Annotated in this window: 14 protein-coding genes; 9 read left to right on the plus strand and 5 right to left on the minus strand. The window is 60.4% G+C overall.

Going from position 1 to position 16,138, the window contains the following annotated elements:
- Positions 1-234 precede the first annotated feature (234 nt).
- From edd to E4P32_RS00490, 4 genes are all read left to right on the plus strand, one after another.
- Positions 235-2,088 carry a phosphogluconate dehydratase gene (gene edd, locus E4P32_RS00475; protein ID WP_116433749.1) on the plus strand — a complete coding sequence of 618 codons (1,854 nt, stop codon included), beginning with the start codon at positions 235-237 and terminating at the stop codon, positions 2,086-2,088.
- Positions 2,085-2,708, plus strand: coding sequence for a bifunctional 4-hydroxy-2-oxoglutarate aldolase/2-dehydro-3-deoxy-phosphogluconate aldolase (locus tag E4P32_RS00480; RefSeq protein WP_116433748.1), 624 nt, complete (start codon positions 2,085-2,087; stop codon positions 2,706-2,708). Before edd ends, E4P32_RS00480 begins: the two co-directional genes overlap by 4 nt.
- A 222-nt stretch (positions 2,709-2,930) precedes the next feature.
- Positions 2,931-3,317 (plus strand): thioredoxin family protein, encoded by a 387-nt coding sequence (locus E4P32_RS00485; RefSeq protein WP_116433747.1) that lies wholly within the window; start codon positions 2,931-2,933, stop codon positions 3,315-3,317.
- A gap of 22 nt (positions 3,318-3,339) precedes the next feature.
- Positions 3,340-4,068, plus strand: coding sequence for a cytochrome c biogenesis CcdA family protein (locus E4P32_RS00490; RefSeq protein ID WP_199525595.1), 729 nt, complete (start codon positions 3,340-3,342; stop codon positions 4,066-4,068).
- A gap of 50 nt (positions 4,069-4,118) precedes the next feature.
- Here E4P32_RS00490 and lgt read toward each other — a convergent pair whose 3' ends face one another.
- Positions 4,119-4,931 (minus strand): prolipoprotein diacylglyceryl transferase, encoded by an 813-nt coding sequence (gene lgt, locus E4P32_RS00495; RefSeq protein ID WP_116433746.1) that lies wholly within the window; start codon positions 4,929-4,931, stop codon positions 4,119-4,121.
- Between the two features lie 48 nt (positions 4,932-4,979).
- Positions 4,980-5,885 carry a LysR substrate-binding domain-containing protein gene (locus E4P32_RS00500; protein WP_116433969.1) on the minus strand — a complete coding sequence of 302 codons (906 nt, stop codon included), beginning with the start codon at positions 5,883-5,885 and terminating at the stop codon, positions 4,980-4,982.
- Positions 5,886-6,073: 188 nt separating this feature from the next.
- On the opposite strand from E4P32_RS00500, the gene ilvD reads away from it, so the two are divergent.
- Entirely contained in the window at positions 6,074-7,744 is a 1,671-nt protein-coding gene (ilvD, locus tag E4P32_RS00505) for a dihydroxy-acid dehydratase (protein WP_116433968.1), read from the plus strand.
- Positions 7,745-7,854: 110 nt separating this feature from the next.
- On the opposite strand, the gene E4P32_RS24235 is transcribed toward ilvD, so the two are convergent.
- Entirely contained in the window at positions 7,855-8,040 is a 186-nt protein-coding gene (locus E4P32_RS24235) for a hypothetical protein (RefSeq protein ID WP_233526623.1), read from the minus strand.
- On the opposite strand from E4P32_RS24235, the gene E4P32_RS00510 reads away from it, so the two are divergent.
- Entirely contained in the window at positions 7,973-8,254 is a 282-nt protein-coding gene (locus tag E4P32_RS00510; protein WP_233526620.1) for a c-type cytochrome, read from the plus strand. The genes E4P32_RS24235 and E4P32_RS00510 overlap by 68 nt on opposite strands.
- Before the next feature lie 167 nt (positions 8,255-8,421).
- Here E4P32_RS00510 and E4P32_RS00515 read toward each other — a convergent pair whose 3' ends face one another.
- Positions 8,422-9,564: a branched-chain amino acid ABC transporter substrate-binding protein gene (locus tag E4P32_RS00515; RefSeq protein WP_116433744.1), complete on the minus strand. Its 1,143-nt coding sequence runs from the start codon at positions 9,562-9,564 to the stop codon at positions 8,422-8,424.
- Between the two features lie 271 nt (positions 9,565-9,835).
- Here E4P32_RS00515 and E4P32_RS00520 point away from each other — a divergent pair, with 271 nt between their 5' ends.
- The 3 genes from E4P32_RS00520 (at position 9,836) to rpiA (ending at position 13,300) form a co-directional block, all read left to right on the plus strand.
- A complete protein-coding gene (locus E4P32_RS00520) occupies positions 9,836-10,345 on the plus strand; it encodes an Lrp/AsnC family transcriptional regulator (RefSeq protein WP_016833047.1) in 510 nt (169 codons plus the stop codon).
- A gap of 490 nt (positions 10,346-10,835) precedes the next feature.
- Entirely contained in the window at positions 10,836-12,599 is a 1,764-nt protein-coding gene (locus E4P32_RS00525) for a cation:proton antiporter (RefSeq protein WP_116433743.1), read from the plus strand.
- A 29-nt stretch (positions 12,600-12,628) separates the two neighbouring features.
- Positions 12,629-13,300: a ribose-5-phosphate isomerase RpiA gene (gene rpiA, locus E4P32_RS00530; protein WP_116433742.1), complete on the plus strand. Its 672-nt coding sequence runs from the start codon at positions 12,629-12,631 to the stop codon at positions 13,298-13,300.
- An 81-nt stretch (positions 13,301-13,381) separates the two neighbouring features.
- Here the strand turns inward: rpiA and E4P32_RS00535 are convergent, their stop codons facing one another.
- Positions 13,382-16,120, minus strand: coding sequence for a pitrilysin family protein (locus E4P32_RS00535; protein ID WP_116433741.1), 2,739 nt, complete (start codon positions 16,118-16,120; stop codon positions 13,382-13,384).
- Positions 16,121-16,138: the final 18 nt, after the last annotated feature.

A 16,138-nucleotide genomic window follows, 5' to 3' on the forward strand; every position in this document is an offset into this window, starting at 1 on the left:
GGTCTGGAAGAATCTTTACTATACAGGATTTACTACTTTTATGGTAATTTCACTACAATATTAATTGTCGTGCAATGTCGGCAGTATCTCGTACAGCGCCTGTTTACAGTCGTTAGTGGTTGGAAATGCAAAATGGTTTCAATTAAATGTAGTCAGGTAAAACAAGCGAAAGAAGAAGTTTTATTTAAAATTTTGTAGTAAAATTACATTTGTTAACGCTATCAGGAACCCAACATGTCTCTCAACGCTACCTTAGCCAGCGTCACGCGACGCATCGCCGAACGTAGTCGGCCCTATCGCACCGCCTATCTCGCCCGCCTCGACGCCGCGCGTCATGAAGGCGTGCAACGCGGGGCGCTGTCGTGTACCAACCTGGCGCACGGCTTTGCTGCTTTTCCCGCCAACGACAAGCTCAAACTGAAACAGGACCGCGCGCCTTCCATCGCGATTGTTTCGTCGTACAACGACATGTTGTCGGCGCATCAACCTTTCGAGCGTTATCCGCAAATCATCCGCGATGCGGTCCGCGAAGACGGCGGCGTGGCGCAATTCGCCGGCGGCGTGCCCGCCATGTGCGACGGCATCACGCAAGGCCAGACCGGCATGGAGCTGTCGCTGTTCTCGCGCGACGCCATCGCCATGGGCACCGCGGTCGCGCTGTCGCACAATATGTTCGACGCGGCACTGTATCTGGGCGTATGCGACAAGATCGTGCCGGGCCTGCTGATTGGTGCACTGCACTTCGGCCACATCCCGGCGGTATTTGTTCCCGCCGGTCCGATGACCAGCGGCATGACCAATAGCGAAAAGGTCAAGATCCGCCAGTTGTATACCGAAGGCAAGATCGGCCGTGCCGAATTGCTCGAAGCCGAATCGAAGTCGTACCACGATGCCGGCACCTGCACTTTCTACGGCACCGCCAACAGCAACCAGATGCTGATGGAAGCGATGGGCCTGCATCTGCCGGGTTCCGCCTTCATCACGCCGAATACGCCGATGCGCGACGCGCTGACTGCCGCCGCCGCCAAACAGGCGCTGAAGATCACCGCGCAAGGCCAGCAATACACGCCGGTCGGCCGCCTGGTCGACGAGAAGTCCATCGTCAACGCCATCGTCGCGCTGCTGGCGACGGGAGGCTCCACCAACCATACGCTGCATCTGGTCGCCATCGCCAAGGCGGCCGGGCTGGTAATCGACTGGGACGATTTCTCGAAGCTGTCCTCGGTCGTGCCGCTGGTTACGCGCATCTACCCGAACGGCACTGCCGACGTGAATCATTTCCACGCCGCCGGCGGCACTGGTTTCGTGTTGCGCGAATTGATCGACGCCGGGCTGATGCACGACGACGTCATGACCATTCTCGGCCAGGGCCTGCGCGCCCACGCCACCGAACCGCTGTTCGATGACGCCGGCAAGGTCACCTGGAAAGCGACGCCGAAGGATAGCGGCGACGACACCGTCCTGCGTCCCGCGACCAACCCATTCTCCGCAGACGGCGGCCTCAAGCTGTTGCAAGGCAATCTGGGCCGCTCGGTCATCAAGGTCTCGGCGGTCAAGCATGAACACCGCGCCGTGCAGGCGCCGGCCATCGTGTTCCATTCGCAGGAAGCCTTCATGAAGGCCTTCAAGGCCGGTGAACTCGACAAGGATTTCGTTGCCGTCCTGACGTTCCAGGGTCCGCGCGCCAACGGCATGCCGGAACTGCATGCGCTGACGCCGGCGCTGGGCATCCTGCAGGATAAGGGCCGCCACGTGGCGTTGGTCACCGACGGCCGCATGTCGGGCGCATCGGGCAAAGTGCCGGCGGCGATCCACGTGACGCCGGAAGTATTGGCCGGCGGACCGTTGGGTTTTGTGCGGACTGGCGATATGATTCGTCTGGACGCCGAAGCCGGCATCCTGGAAGCGCTGGTGTCGGAAACCGAATGGGCCTCGCGCACTTCGGAAACCGCCAACCTGGCAGGCAACCAGACCGGCATGGGCCGTGAATTGTTCAGCGTCTTCCGCGCCAACGTCAGCGCGGCAGAAGAGGGCGGTACCAGCTTTGGTCTGCCCCCAATCCTCGAAAATGAGAAAGCGACAGTATGAATATCCTGGAAATCATGCGTACCTCGGCGGTCATCCCTGTGATCGCCATCGACAAACTGGAACACGCCGTGCCGCTGGCCAAGGCCTTGGTGGCAGGCGGCATCCGCGTGCTCGAAGTGACCCTGCGCACCGAGCACGGCCTGCCGGCGATCCGCGCCATCGCGGAACAAGTGCCTGAGGCCATCGTCGGCGTCGGCACCCTGACCAGCCCGGAAGAATTCGCCGCCTCGCGCGATGCCGGCGCCGTGTTCGGCGTCTCGCCAGGCCTGACGGCAGCGCTGATCGCCGCCGCCAAGTCCAGCGGCCTGCCTTTGCTGCCGGGCGTGATGACGCCGTCGGAAGTGATGGCGGCGCGCGAAGCCGGTTTCCGTCAGTTGAAACTGTTCCCGGCGATGCAGGCAGGCGGTATCGGCATGCTCAACGCGATTGCCGGTCCGCTGGGCGACGTCACCTTCTGCCCGACCGGCGGCATCTCGCAAGAGACCGCGTCGCAATTCCTGGCCTTGAAGAACGTGGCCTGCGTCGGCGGCTCCTGGCTGACGCCGAAGAATGCCATCGAAATCGGCGACTGGCACAAGATCACCGCACTGGCCAAGGCGGCCAGCGCATTGCGTCCTTAAGCCTGAACCGGCAAGTCGCATTGCTTCTTATCGGAAGCAGTGCCGACAGCATCAACGTGAAAGCACGTGCATCGACTCTCCGATGCACGTGCTTTTTGTTTTTGTGCAGGGTTAAACACGGTCGGCAAACAAACTGTAAGATTTCCCGGAGCCGAACGACCAAAGGGCAGGCTGCATTCTGCAAGCTTCGCACCATGTTCGTCAGGAAACCAAGGAAACATCATGAAAATCCTCAAAACGCTAGTCGTCTTTTTACTCCTGCAGGCCGGCGTCGCCGTTTCTGCGTTTGCCGCCGGCCAGCATTTCACGCAGGCGCAGTTCGATGCGCTCAACAAGAGCGGCAAGCCGGTCGTCGTTCACATCCACGCCGACTGGTGTCCGACCTGCCGGGCGCAGGACCCCATCGTCTCCGGGCTGATCAGGGATCCGGCATTCAAGAACGTCAGCTTTCTTGAAGTCGACTTCGATGCGCAGAAAGATATCGTCAAGGCCTTCAACGTCACACAGCAAAGCACGCTGATCGTCTTCAAAGGCGGCAAGGAGCAGGGACGTTCCACCGGTGACACCCGCAAGGCGTCCATCGACACCCTGATCAACAAGGCGCTCTGATCGCGGGCTGAAGTCAGACATCGTGGAATTCGGCATCACCTCTTACTTCATTGCCTTGGCGGCAGGCGTACTCTCGACCTTGTCGCCGTGCGTACTGCCGCTGCTGCCGGTGATTATCGGCTCGGCAATGCATGAGCACCGCTACGGGCCGTTCGCTGTCGCGATCGGCATGTCAGCTTCGTTTGCCGTGATCGGCACCATACTGGCAAGTGCCGGTGCGCGCCTTGGGGTAGGGCAGGGCGACTTCCAAGTGGTGGCAGCGATCGTCCTGGTCCTGATCGGCGTCGTGCTGTTGTCAAAGAAATTGCAGGAGCGCTTTGCCGTCGCCACATCAGGGGCAAGCGGCGCCGGCAGCAAGATATTGTCGACACTGAATATCAGTGGATTGCGTGGACAGTTTTTGGTGGGCTTGCTGCTCGGCCTGATCTGGAGTCCTTGCGTCGGCCCGACTTTGGGTGCCGCAATTACCCTGGCCAGCCAGGGGCGAGACCTGCCGCAAATTGTGACAATGATGGCGGTGTTCGGATTGGGCGCGGGTTTGCCGATTGCCTTGCTGGGCATGTTGTCGCGTCAGGCGATGCTGAAGATGCGCGGTAAGCTGCAAGGCGTCGGTTCATGGGGGAAGAGCATGCTCGGCGTGTTGTTCATCGCCGTCGGCCTGCTGATCCTGACGGGATGGGACAAGTCGGTGGAAGTTTTCCTGCTGGACCATTCACCCGACTGGCTGACGACGCTGACGACCTCGTTGTAGCGAATTTCGAGATTGGACGGCGACAGCATCGTCGCCGCTCTACAGCATGTTCAGGCGGCCGCCGCCGCCGCACTCTTCTTTTTATACGCCACCACCAGCAGCACGATACCCAGCACGATCATCGGCACCGACAGCATCTGTCCTGCCGAAATTGTGATGCCGCCAAAGCTGACGTTGTAGTCCGGGGTGCGGAAGTATTCGGTGAAGAAGCGCGCGCAGCCATACAGCAGCGAGAACATGCCGGCCACCGCCATGCGCGGGCGCGGCTTGCGCGAGAACAACCAAAGCACAATGAACAGCAGGATGCCGTCCACCAGCATCTGGTAAATCGGCGAAGGATGGCGCGGCAGGTTGTCGACGTTGGGCCAGATCATGGCCCACGGCAGTGACGCATCGGCGACGCGGCCAGGCAGTTCTGCGTTGATGAAGTTGCCCAGGCGGCCGGCGGCGTAGCCTAGCGGCACCATCGGTGCGATGAAGTCCATGATGTCCATCAGATGGCGACCGCGCTTGCGACCCCAGATGTACATCGCGATCATCACGCCGAGGAAGCCGCCGTGGAAGGACATGCCGCCTTTCCATACCGCGATGATGTCGGCCGGATTGGCGAAGTAGTAGCTCGGGTTGTAGAACAGGACTTCGCCGAGACGCCCGCCGATGACCACGCCCAGGACGCCGTAGAACAGCATGTCGTCGAGGTCTTCCTTCTTCCAGCCGACTGCGGCGATGTGCGGTTGCTTGATGCGCAGGCGGCCCAGCGCGATGAACTGGGCGAACGCCAGCAGGTACATCAGGCCGTACCAGTGCACCTGCAGCGGGCCGATGGAAAAGGCGATGGGGTCGGGCATCGGGTGGATCAGCATGGAAACTCTTTCAGAACAATTGGGGTGATGATGTCGGGACAGACCGGTCTATGCCGGCGGTGTCGCCACCATGTCAAGAAACGCGCGCAGCACCGGCGACGCACTGTCGCGCCGCCAGGCCAGTCCGGTTTCGATCAACGGCGTCTTGCCGCTGAGCGGGCGGTAGTCCACGCCGGGACGCTGCAGGTTAGACACGGATTGTGGCACAAGTGCCATGCCCATGCCAGCCGACACCAGGCCGACGATGGTCTGCATCTGGATCGCCTCCTGGCCGATGTGCGGCGTCACGCCGGCGTCGCGGAAGCAGCTCAGGATCGTGTCATGGAAGGCCGGCGAAATACGGCGCGGGAAAATGATCAGCGGCAGCTCGCGCAGGCTTTTGAGCGTCACGGCGTTCTTGCCGCGCACCACGCCGCTCGGGACGGCCGCCACGAGCGGCTCCGACAGCAGCGGCAGGTAATCGAGTGCCGCCTGGGATTTTTCCGGCAGCGGCGGCAACAGCAGGCCGGCGTCGATCTTGCCCTGCATCAGGTCTTCCAGCTGGATGTCGGTGGTGGCTTCGCGTAGATCGATCTGCACCTGCGGATAGCGCGCGCGGAAGCGTTGCAGCAGCGGCGGCAAAATACTGTAGTCGGCCGTCGAAATGAACGACAGCGACAACAGTCCGGAAGCGCCGCTGGCAGCCCGCCGCGCCAGGTCGGGCAGGGCGCTCGCCTGCTGCAGGATGCGCTGCGCTTCGGGCAGCAGCGCCAGCCCGGCCGGTGTCAGTGCGACGCTGCGCTTGGTGCGGGCGAATAGCGGCGTGCCCAGCATTTCTTCCAGCGCCTGGATGGTTTGCGACAATGGCGGTTGGGTCATGTGCAGGCGCACGGCGGCGCGGCCGAAGTGTTTTTCTTCGGCAACGGCGACGAAATAGCGCAGTTGGCGCAGTTCCAGGCGGGACTCGGTGTTCATGCGGTTGGTGATATGCAATTCATATTTATCGGTAGTGAATCATATATTTGACAGCAGGCATTGCGCAAGGCACTCTATCCGGCAGCCAGAACCGCGTCAGCACCTTGACGGACGGATTCGCGCCAGTGTCGCTCCTGGTGTGGACCGCAAGCGTTCCGTCGGCAATTCGTATCAACCAGGAGACCAGCATGTCATTCAACCGCCGCTCAAAGAACATTACGCAAGGTGTTTCGCGCAGCCCCAATCGCTCGATGTATTACGCCTTGGGCTACGAAAAAGAAGACTTCGACAAGCCGATGATCGGCATCGCCAACGGTCATTCCACCATCACGCCGTGCAACTCCGGTCTGCAAAAATTGGCCGACGTGGCGATTTCCGCGATCAAGCAGGCCGGCGCCAATCCGCAGGTGTTCGGTACGCCGACCATTTCCGACGGCATGTCGATGGGCACCGAGGGCATGAAGTATTCGCTGATTTCGCGCGAAGTCATCGCCGACTGCATCGAAACCGCCGTCAACGGCCAGTGGATGGACGGCGTCGTCGTCATCGGCGGCTGCGACAAGAACATGCCGGGCGGCATGATCGCGCTGGCGCGTACCAACGTGCCGGGCATTTACGTCTACGGCGGCACCATCAAGCCGGGCAACTGGAAGGGCAAGGACCTGACCATCGTCTCGGCCTTCGAAGCCGTCGGCGAATTCTCCGCCGGCCGCATGTCGCAGGAAGACTTCGACGGCATCGAGCGCAACGCCTGTCCGTCATCCGGTTCCTGCGGCGGCATGTACACCGCCAACACCATGTCGTCGGCATTCGAAGCGCTGGGCATGGGCCTGTTCTACTCCTCGACCATGGCCAATCCTGACGACGAAAAGACCGGTTCCGCCGCCGAGTCGGCGCGCGTGCTGGTCGAAGCCGTCAAGAAGGACATCAAGCCGCGCGACATCATCACGCGCAAGTCGATCGAGAACGCCGTCAGCCTGATCATGGCCACCGGCGGTTCCACCAATGCGGTGCTGCATTTCCTGGCCATTGCTCACGCGGCGGAAGTCGAATGGACCATCGACGACTTCGAGCGCGTGCGCCAGAAAGTCCCGGTCATCTGCGACCTCAAGCCGTCCGGCAAATATGTCGCGACCGATCTGCACAAGGCTGGCGGCATTCCTGCGGTGCTGAAGGTGCTGCACGAAGCCGGCATGCTGCACGGCGATTGCCTGACCATCACCGGCAAGACGCTGGCCGAAGAGCTGGCGAATATCCCTGCGCTGCGCGCCGACCAGGACGTCATCCGTCCGATCGACAAGGCGCTATACAAGCAAGGCCACCTGGCTATCCTCAAGGGCAACCTGGCGCCGGAAGGCTGCGTGGCCAAGATCACCGGCCTCAAGAATCCGGTCATTACCGGCCCGGCGCGCGTGTTCGACGATGAATACAGCGCCATGGACGCCATCCTGGCCGACAAGATCAAGCCGGGCGACGTGCTCGTGATGCGCTACCTGGGTCCGAAGGGCGGCCCCGGCATGCCGGAAATGCTGGCGCCGACTTCCGCGCTGATCGGCAAGGGCCTGGGCGAATCGGTCGGATTGATTACCGACGGGCGTTTCTCCGGCGGCACCTGGGGCATGGTGGTCGGTCACGTGGCGCCGGAAGCGTTTGTCGGCGGCATCATCGGCCTGGTGGAAGAGGGCGACTCGGTCACAATCGATGCGCGTCAGTTGCTGATCCAGCTCAACGTCGACGACGCTGAAATCGAGCGCCGCCGCAGCCACTGGAAGCAACCGGCGCCGCGTTATACGCGCGGCGTGCTGGCAAAGTATGCGATGCTGGCGTCGACTGCCAGCAAGGGCGCCGTTACAGGCTGATTGCGTTCTTTGACGAGGACTGCAAGCAATTAAAAAAGCCGGAGCGATCCGGCTTTTTTAATGCGATCCTCATAGGTAAATGCATCTCGTTTTTATCTGTCACATGCGTGTCAAAAAACATGATGTTTATATGCGCCGGCGCATACAGCTGCCATTCCAATCAGTTGTAGAATACGCAGAACTTCTTGGAGGGTAATAATGAAAAAGCTTCTATTCATCGCATCAGCCGTGCTGGCATTTGGTGTCTCCGCCCAGGCTTCTGCCAATGCAGACTTGGCCAAGGCAAAGAATTGCATGGCCTGTCATTCGATCCAGACCAAAATCGTCGGTCCGGCCTTCAAGGATGTGGCGAAGAAGTACGCCGGTCAGAAGGATGCCGAAGACAAGCTGACGCAAAAAGTATTGAAGGGCGGTTCCGGCGTGTGGGGCGCAATCCCGATGCCGGCCAACGCGCAAGTGTCGGAAGCCGAAGCGCGCACGCTGGTGAAATGGGTGCTGAGCCTGAAGTAAGCACGAAGCAAGCACCGAAGCAAGCACCGAAGCAAGCCGCATCGAAAGCGTCCGCAAGGGCGCTTTTTTTATGGCCGCAGCATAGGGATCAATCGTACCGCCAATAAAAAACGCGCCTGACTTTCATCAGGCGCGTTCTTCATGCAAAAAATTGCAGAAGCGGAAGCTTACTTGACCACAGCCAGCAGGGTGCGTTCACCCTTCTTGTATGTGTACAGCGTCAGCGAACCGTTCTTGATGTCGCCCTTGGCGTCGAAGGCGATAGTGCCTGTCACGCCCTTGTGGCTGATCTTTGCCAGTTCAGGCAGGTACTTGGCTGGTTCAGCCGAGTTTGCCTTCTTCATTGCGTCGGCGACAGTCAGCGTTGCATCGTAAGCGTATGCAGCGTTGTAGACCACGTCGATGCCGAACTTCTTCTTGTAAGCTGCGCGGAAGTCGTCCATGCCCTTCTTGCCGGCTTCGTCCACACCGCCTGCTTCAGCGCAGACGACCTGGTCGTCGATCAGGCCATCGCCGGCCAGACCTGGCAGGGAACCGGTACAGATACCGTCACCACCCATGAACTTGGCAGTGATGCCCAATTGCTTCATCTGACGCAGCATCGGGCCGCCGACAGCGTCCATGCCGCCGAAGAACACGACTTCAGGCTTCTTGGCCTTGATCGAAGTCAGGATCGCGTTGAAGTCAGTTGCCTTGTCGTTGGTGAATTGCTTGCCGACGATAGTTGCGCCCGCGCCTTGTGCACCCTTGGCGAATTCTTCAGCAACGCCTTGACCGTACGCAGTACGGTCATCGATGACCGCGACGTTCTTGGTCTTCAGTGCGGTGACAGCGTATTTACCCAGCACGGCGCCCAGTTGCGCATCGTTGGCGACCACGCGGAAGGCGGTCTTGAAGCCTTGTTGCGTGTACTTAGGATTGGTAGCCGATGGCGACACTTGCGGGATGCCTGCGTCGTTGTAGATCTTCGATGCCGGGATGGTGGTGCCGGAATTCAAGTGACCGATAACTGCGGCGACCTTCTGGTCGACCAGCTTGGTGGCGACGGCAGTCGCTTGCTTTGGATCCGATGCGTCGTCTTCACCGACCAGTTCGAATTTGACTTTCTTGCCGCCGATGGTGAAACCCTTGGCGTTCAGTTCGTCAATCGCCATACGGGCGCCGTTTTCATTGTCCTTGCCCATGTGGGCGTTCGGGCCGGAGAGTGGACCGACGTGAGCGATCTTGATGACTTCCTGTGAATAAGCTGCGCCGGCAAAAGCGAGTGCAATGGCGCCGGTCAATGGAATAATTGTGCTCTTGAGTTTCATAAATTCCCTCTGTAGATTGAAATAAACTACGCTTGCTCAGGACTGCTGAAAATCTCTTCCGGCTCGCATCCTTCGATGTCTTCCTCCGAAGCGGCCGATGTTCCTGATTTTGCAACAGCCTCTTTTTTGCTTATTCAGAGACGTTTCGCAGATACAAAACACCCTGTACTATTCAACGTCGGTTTCCGAATAATGCAGACGGTACAACATAAGAAACGGCTTGCAAAGGTTTTTTGAGTGCCGAATTGAAAAAAATTGAACTTTCGTTTTTATGCCCAAATACCATACGCTTGACAAGGTTGATCGCAAGCTCCTGAACCTGCTGCAAAAGGACAATCAGATTCCGACTCGTATCTTGGCGGAGAAATTGCATATATCGCAACCGACCTGCCTGCGGCGCATTCGCGAGCTGCGCGAAGCCGGCATCATCAATGCCGAAGTGGCGATGGTGGACCCGTTTGCGCTGGGCTACGGCATGCTGGCTTTCCTTGAGATTTCGCTCAATAACCAGTCCGACGAGCATATGCAGGAGTTCGAGCAGCGCATGGCCAAGGAGGCCGAAGTGATGCAGTGCTATTTCGTGTCGGGCGAATATGACTATTTTCTGGCGGTGCATGTGATCGATATGGACGCGTACTATCAGTTCGTGCGCCGCGTCATTTCCGGCTCCGGAAATGTCCGTCACTTCCAGTCGCGTTTCCCGATGAAGCGAGCCAAGTTCGCCACACGGATCGCGTTTGACGAAAAAGCTGCCGAAATTCAGGTGCGTGTGCCGGAGTAGGGCGCAGCAGCAAAGCCAACTTCTTAGCACTTTCCGTGCCTGCGCCGGTTTTTCAGGGCCGCATCGCGACAGGAAACGTGACGAGCCTCGCGGATATTGATGATCCGCATCTCGATAAAATTTGCAGAGCGCTCCTCGTCTGTGCTAACTTTGCGCCTGTCAGCGACGATACGGTGCAGCAACTTTGTTCAATGCACCAAATCCAATCGTCGTATCCATATCGGCTGCAGGTAGTCTGACTAAGCCGAAACAAGCCGCACCTCCGCTGCCACCAGCGAACCATACAAGCGAACCCGAGCGAGATTGAGTTTGAGCTTGGCTGGCTCGGTCACGGCGCTTATCCATTTCACGCATCACCGTATTGCCGCACAGACGGCGAACATGACGCGTCCAATCCGAAAACTGGCCAGGCGAGTGTGCAATTGCCATAAGCCAGTCACACATCATCCACCATGCCGCCTGGCGGCAGACCTGAAGGGGAATCCTACGCATGCATGCTGTTGAACTGTTTATCCAGGACCTTGCCGTGATCATGCTGATCGCCGGCGTGGTCACCGTCGTGTTCAACCGTTTCAAGCAGCCGGTGGTGCTCGGCTATATCGTGGCCGGCGTCATCATCGGCCCGCACACGCCGCCGTTCAACCTGATCCAGGACGACAAGACCGTCCACATCCTGTCCGAGCTGGGCGTGATCTTCCTGCTGTTTTCGCTGGGCCTGGAGTTCAGCCTCAAGAAGCTGGCCAAGGTCGGCGCCACTGCCGTGGTCGCCGCGGTCGCCGAGATCATGCTGATGATCTGGATCGGCTACGAGATCGGCATCTATTTCGGCTGGAAGACCATGGACGCGGTCTTCCTCGGCGCCATGCTGGCGGTGTCGTCAACCACCATCATCGTCAAGGCGCTCAACGAGCTGGGCATGAAGAACGAGAAGTTCGCCCAGATCATCTTCGGCATCCTGATCGTCGAAGACATCCTCGCCATCGGCATGATTGCGCTGCTGTCGGGCATCGCCACCAGCGGCTCGGTCGATTCCGGCGAAGTGGTCAACACGGTCGGCAAGCTGCTGCTGTTCATGGTGGTGTCGCTGGTGGTCGGCATCCTGATCGTGCCGCGCCTGCTCAACTACGTCGCCCGCTTCAAGAGCAACGAGATGCTGCTGGTGACGGTGCTGGGCATCCTGTTCGGCTTCTGCCTGCTGGTCATGAAGCTTCAGTACAGCGTCGCGCTGGGCGCCTTCCTGGTCGGCGCGGTGATGGCCGAATCGCGCCAGATCCATCGCATAGAACGCATCATCGAGTCGATCCGCGACATGTTCAGCGCCATCTTCTTCGTCGCCATCGGCCTGCTGTTCGATCCCAACGTGCTGGCCAAATACTGGCTGCCGATCACGGTCATCACCTTCGCGGTGGTGTTCGGCAAACTGTTCAGCTGCGGCATCGGCACCTTCCTGGCCGGCCATGGCGGCCGCACGCCAATGCGCGTGGGCATGGGACTGGCGCAGATCGGCGAGTTCTCCTTCATCATCGCCGCCCTCGGCGTCAGCCTCAAGGTCACCAGCGATTTCCTCTACCCGATCGTGGTGGCGGTGTCGGCCGTGACCGCGCTGCTCACGCCTTACCTGATCAAGGCCGCCGATCCGCTGTCGGCCAAGGCGGTGGAGCTGGTGCCGAAAAAGATTTCCGGCATCTTCGGCATGTACGCGAGCTGGCTGGAAAGCCTGCAGCCGCAAGGCGAGAAAGCTGAGATCAGCAAGATCATCCGGCGCATCCTGGTGCAGGTGCTGGTCAACATCGCGCTGGTGGTGGCGATCTTCCTGTGCGGCGCCTTCTTCGTGGATGGCATCGGCGGCTGGCTGTCGACCTGGATAGGCGATGAGCAAGTGCGCAAGGCCGTGATCTGGGGTGGCGCTCTGGTATTATCGCTGCCGTTCCTGATCGCCACCTACCGCAAGCTGCAGGCCCTGGCCATGCTGCTGGCCGAAGTCGGGGTCAAGCCGGAATTCGCGGGCGCCTACACGACCGGTGTGCGGCGTGTGATTTCCGAAGTGATACCGGTGATGTCGATTCTCGGTATCATGTTGCTGATCTTTGTCCTGAGCGCCAGCATCTTGCCGCCGCTCAACCTGCTGGCCTTCGTGCTGCTGGGCGTGGCCGGGCTGCTGTGGTTGTTGTGGAGCAAGCTGGTCAAGCTGCATTCCCGCCTGCAAATCGCGCTGTTCGAAACGCTGGACGAGAAGCCTGAAGATTCCCACTAAGTTGTTTTAACCATTCATAGTCCATTGTCATGACTCAAGACGAACTCAAACAAGCGGTAGCCCGCGCCGCCATCGACTACGTGGTCGACGGCGAAATCATCGGCGTCGGCACCGGCTCCACCGCCAACTTCTTCATCGATGAACTGGCCAAGATCAAGGACCGCATCAAGGGCGCCGTGGCGTCCTCGGAAGCCACCGCCGAGCGCCTGCGCGGTCACGGCATCAAGGTGTTCGACCTCAACGACGTCGAAACCATGCCGGTCTACATTGATGGCGCCGACGAGATCGATGCCAAGGGCGCGATGATCAAGGGCGGCGGTGCGGCATTGACGCGTGAAAAGATCGTGGCCTCCGTGGCGCAGAAATTCGTCTGCATCGCCGACGGCTCCAAGCTGGTCGACGTGCTCGGCAAGTTCCCGCTGCCGGTGGAAGTGATCCCGATGGCGAGCAGCGTGGCCGCGCGCAAATTGTCCGCGCTCGGTTGCGAGGCGAAGTTGCGCCTGAAGGAAGGCAAGCCGCTGGTGACCGACAACGGTTGCTACATCCTCGACGCCGTCGGTCTGAGCATCACCGAGCCGGCCGAGATTGAAGCGGCGATCAACAACATCGTCGGCGTCGTGACGGTGGGCTTGTTCGCACGCCAGGGCGCCAACGTTTGCCTGCTGGGTACGCCGGACGGCGTGAAAAAACTGGAGTTCTGATCAGCCTTTGATTGGAACGCCGACAAAAAAAGCCGCCTTCATCGGGCGGCTTTTTCTTTGGGCGTTGTTACGTTCTCAAGGCTAAGGCTGTTTCGCCTTCCCCTCATCCCGCGCAATTGCCACGCTCATGTTCGCCGGAACTATTCTCTTGCGCAACGTGCTGTTGAGCTGGTCCAGCGTCAGCGCTGCGATGCGCTCATCCAGTTGCGCCGCCCAGGCATAGGTGCGATCAAGGTCGAGCAGGTTGACCCAGCCGTTGCTGATGGTGTCGTCCTGCGCGCGCGACTGTTCGCGTTGCTGGCGGATGCCGGATTTGGCGCGTTCCAGTTCTTCCGCTGTGAAGCCTTCGGTGATCAGGCGCTGCAATTCTTCGCGAATGGCGGCGTCGACCTTGTCCAGGTTTTGCGGCGCGGCGATGGCGCCGATGCCGAACTGGCCGGCGTTGCTGAGCGCGCCGACCGACAGCGACGTGCCGATGCTGTACGACAAGCCTTCACGCTGACGCACGCGGTCGGCCAGGCGCGACTTCATGCTGGCGCCGCCGATCAGGTAATTCGCTACCACCAGCGCCGGATAGTCGGCGTCTTCGTCACGGATATCCAGGCCGAGTTTGGCGAGGTAAGTGCCGTTTTCCTTGTCGGGCGTGTTGATGAACTGGCGCGTCGGGGCGACTTCGGAATAATCTTGCAGCACGCGTTGATAAGGCGTGGCGCTCTTCCAGCCGGCCAGGCTTTGCTGGATCACGCGTGCGGCTGCATCGGGGTCGAAGTCGCCGACGATAGCGATCTGTCCGGAGGAGGCGCCGTAGAAATCGCGATGGAAGGCTTTGACATCATCCAGCGTCAACGCCTGTACCGCCGCGATACGCTGGTCCAGCGTGCGCGCCGCGCGCCAGTCGCCGGCGGGGTAGTGGTCGAAGTGCAGCGACAGGGCTTCGGAGGCGCGCTCGGTCGGATCATTGCGCGAGGACTCCAGGCTGACGAGAATCTGCTTGCGCAATTGCTCGAACTCGGCCGGGTCGAAACGCGGATGCTGCAGGATGTCGGCCATCAGCTTCAACGCCGCATCGAGATTGTCGCGCGTGGTCTGGAAATTGTTCACACCGCCGGCGATCTTGAGGCGCGCAAATTCATCCGCCAGTTGTTCGCGCGTCATGGACATGCTGCCGCGCGACAGCATCTCGCCAGTCATGGCGGCGATGGTTTTCTTGCCGAACAAGGTTTTTTCATCGCCCCAGTCCAGCTTGATGCGCACCGACACGGTCTGGCCGCGCGTCTTCTTGGGCAGCAAGGCCAGCTTGAGTCCGCCCACGCGCAATTGCGTGGTGCGCAAGTCCAGGTTGGCGGGCGAAGTATCGAAGGCCTCGCCGGTCGCGACCGCAGCGCGTGGCCGGTACGATTGCAGCGCGCTTTCCAGGCTAGGTGCGACCGGGATTTCGCTGCGTTGCGGCTGGTCTTCCGGAATGAACAGTCCCACCGTACGATTGTCTCGGCGGAAGTACTTCGCGGCGGCGTCGGCGACTTGCTGCGCGCTCATCGCGTCGACCTGGTCGCGTCCGGCAAACAGCAGACGCCAGTCGCCCAGCGCCAGTACGTTCGAGAGGGAAATGCCGATGCGCTGATGGTCGCTCAGCAGGCGTTCATAGCCGTTGGCGTTGGACACGCGCACGCGCGCCATCTCGGCTTCAGTGGGCGGCGTGGTCGCGAACGATTCGATGGCGTCGGTCAGCGCTTTGCGCACCGGCTCCAGCGGTTCGCCTTTCTTGACGACCGCGCCGATGATCTGCAGCCCCGGCGCATAGCCGCTCAACTGGAATTGCACGATCGCGCTGGCCTTGCCGGTTTCCACCAGCAGCTTGTGCAGACGGCCGTTAGGCGTGTCGGCCAGGATGTCGGCGGCTACGCCGGCGGCATCGGAATCGATGTGGATGCCGGACGGGATCTTGTAGCCGACGTAGACCAGTTGCACGTCGCCGCTGCGGCGGATGGTGAACTGGCGCTCGCCGTCCTGGGTCGGTTCCACCGTCCAGAACGTCGGCAGCGCGCGCGCCGGTTTCGGCATCTTGCCGAAGCTGCGATCGACCCAGGCCAGCACCTTGGCCGGATCGAACTTGCCGGCCACCAGCAGCACCGCATTGTCGGGCTGGTAATAGGTGCGATAGAAGGCCTGCAGGTTCTCGATCTTCACGTGCTCGATGTCGCTGCGATTACCGATGGTCGAGTTGCCGTAGTTGTGCCAGTCGAAGGCGACGCTTTGCATGCGCTTGACCATGACCGAGCTCGGCGAATTTTCGCCGCTCTCGAACTCATTGCGCACCACCGTCATTTCGCTGTCGAGATCCCTCTGCGCGATGAAGGAATTGAGCATGCGGTCGGCTTCCATGGCGATGGCCCATTGCAGGTTCTCATCGCCGGCCGGGAAGAATTCGTAATAGTTGGTGCGGTCCAGCGAGGTGGTGCCGTTGAAGCTCATGCCGCGCTTGCTGAACTCTTGCGGGATCGCACCGTGCTGCGGCGTGCCCTTGAACATCAGGTGTTCCAGCAGATGCGCCATGCCGGTTTCGCCGTAGTTCTCCTGGCGCGAGCCGACCAGATAAGTCATGTTGACGGTCACGGTCGGCTTGCTGGCGTCAGGCATCAGCAGCAGCTTGAAGCCGTTGCTGAAGCGGTATTCAGTGATGCCTTCGGCGGAAGGACCCTGGCTGACGCCGGCGGGCAAGGATAGCGGCGGCGGGGTTTGGGCCTGCGCATGGGCGCCGCCGACGGTCAGGAACAAGGGGAGCAGGCAGCGGGCCAGTGAAGCGGGGCGGAGCAGGGACATGTTTTCCTGATGGATGAT

The organism is Herbaspirillum sp. 3R11 (assembly GCF_004563925.1).
GTDB lineage: Bacteria > Pseudomonadota > Gammaproteobacteria > Burkholderiales > Burkholderiaceae_D > Herbaspirillum.

Coding starts and splice junctions, on each gene's coding strand:
- edd (WP_116433749.1), top strand. CDS start 235: ATGTCTCTCAACGCTACCTTAGCCAGCGTCACGCGACGCATCGCCGAA.
- E4P32_RS00480 (WP_116433748.1), top strand. CDS start 2,085: ATGAATATCCTGGAAATCATGCGTACCTCGGCGGTCATCCCTGTGATC.
- E4P32_RS00485 (WP_116433747.1), top strand. CDS start 2,931: ATGAAAATCCTCAAAACGCTAGTCGTCTTTTTACTCCTGCAGGCCGGC.
- lgt (WP_116433746.1), bottom strand. CDS start 4,931: ATGCTGATCCACCCGATGCCCGACCCCATCGCCTTTTCCATCGGCCCG.
- E4P32_RS00500 (WP_116433969.1), bottom strand. CDS start 5,885: ATGAACACCGAGTCCCGCCTGGAACTGCGCCAACTGCGCTATTTCGTC.
- ilvD (WP_116433968.1), top strand. CDS start 6,074: ATGTCATTCAACCGCCGCTCAAAGAACATTACGCAAGGTGTTTCGCGC.
- E4P32_RS24235 (WP_233526623.1), bottom strand. CDS start 8,040: ATGCAATTCTTTGCCTTGGCCAAGTCTGCATTGGCAGAAGCCTGGGCG.
- E4P32_RS00515 (WP_116433744.1), bottom strand. CDS start 9,564: ATGAAACTCAAGAGCACAATTATTCCATTGACCGGCGCCATTGCACTC.
- E4P32_RS00520 (WP_016833047.1), top strand. CDS start 9,836: ATGCCCAAATACCATACGCTTGACAAGGTTGATCGCAAGCTCCTGAAC.
- E4P32_RS00525 (WP_116433743.1), top strand. CDS start 10,836: ATGCATGCTGTTGAACTGTTTATCCAGGACCTTGCCGTGATCATGCTG.
- rpiA (WP_116433742.1), top strand. CDS start 12,629: ATGACTCAAGACGAACTCAAACAAGCGGTAGCCCGCGCCGCCATCGAC.
- E4P32_RS00535 (WP_116433741.1), bottom strand. CDS start 16,120: ATGTCCCTGCTCCGCCCCGCTTCACTGGCCCGCTGCCTGCTCCCCTTG.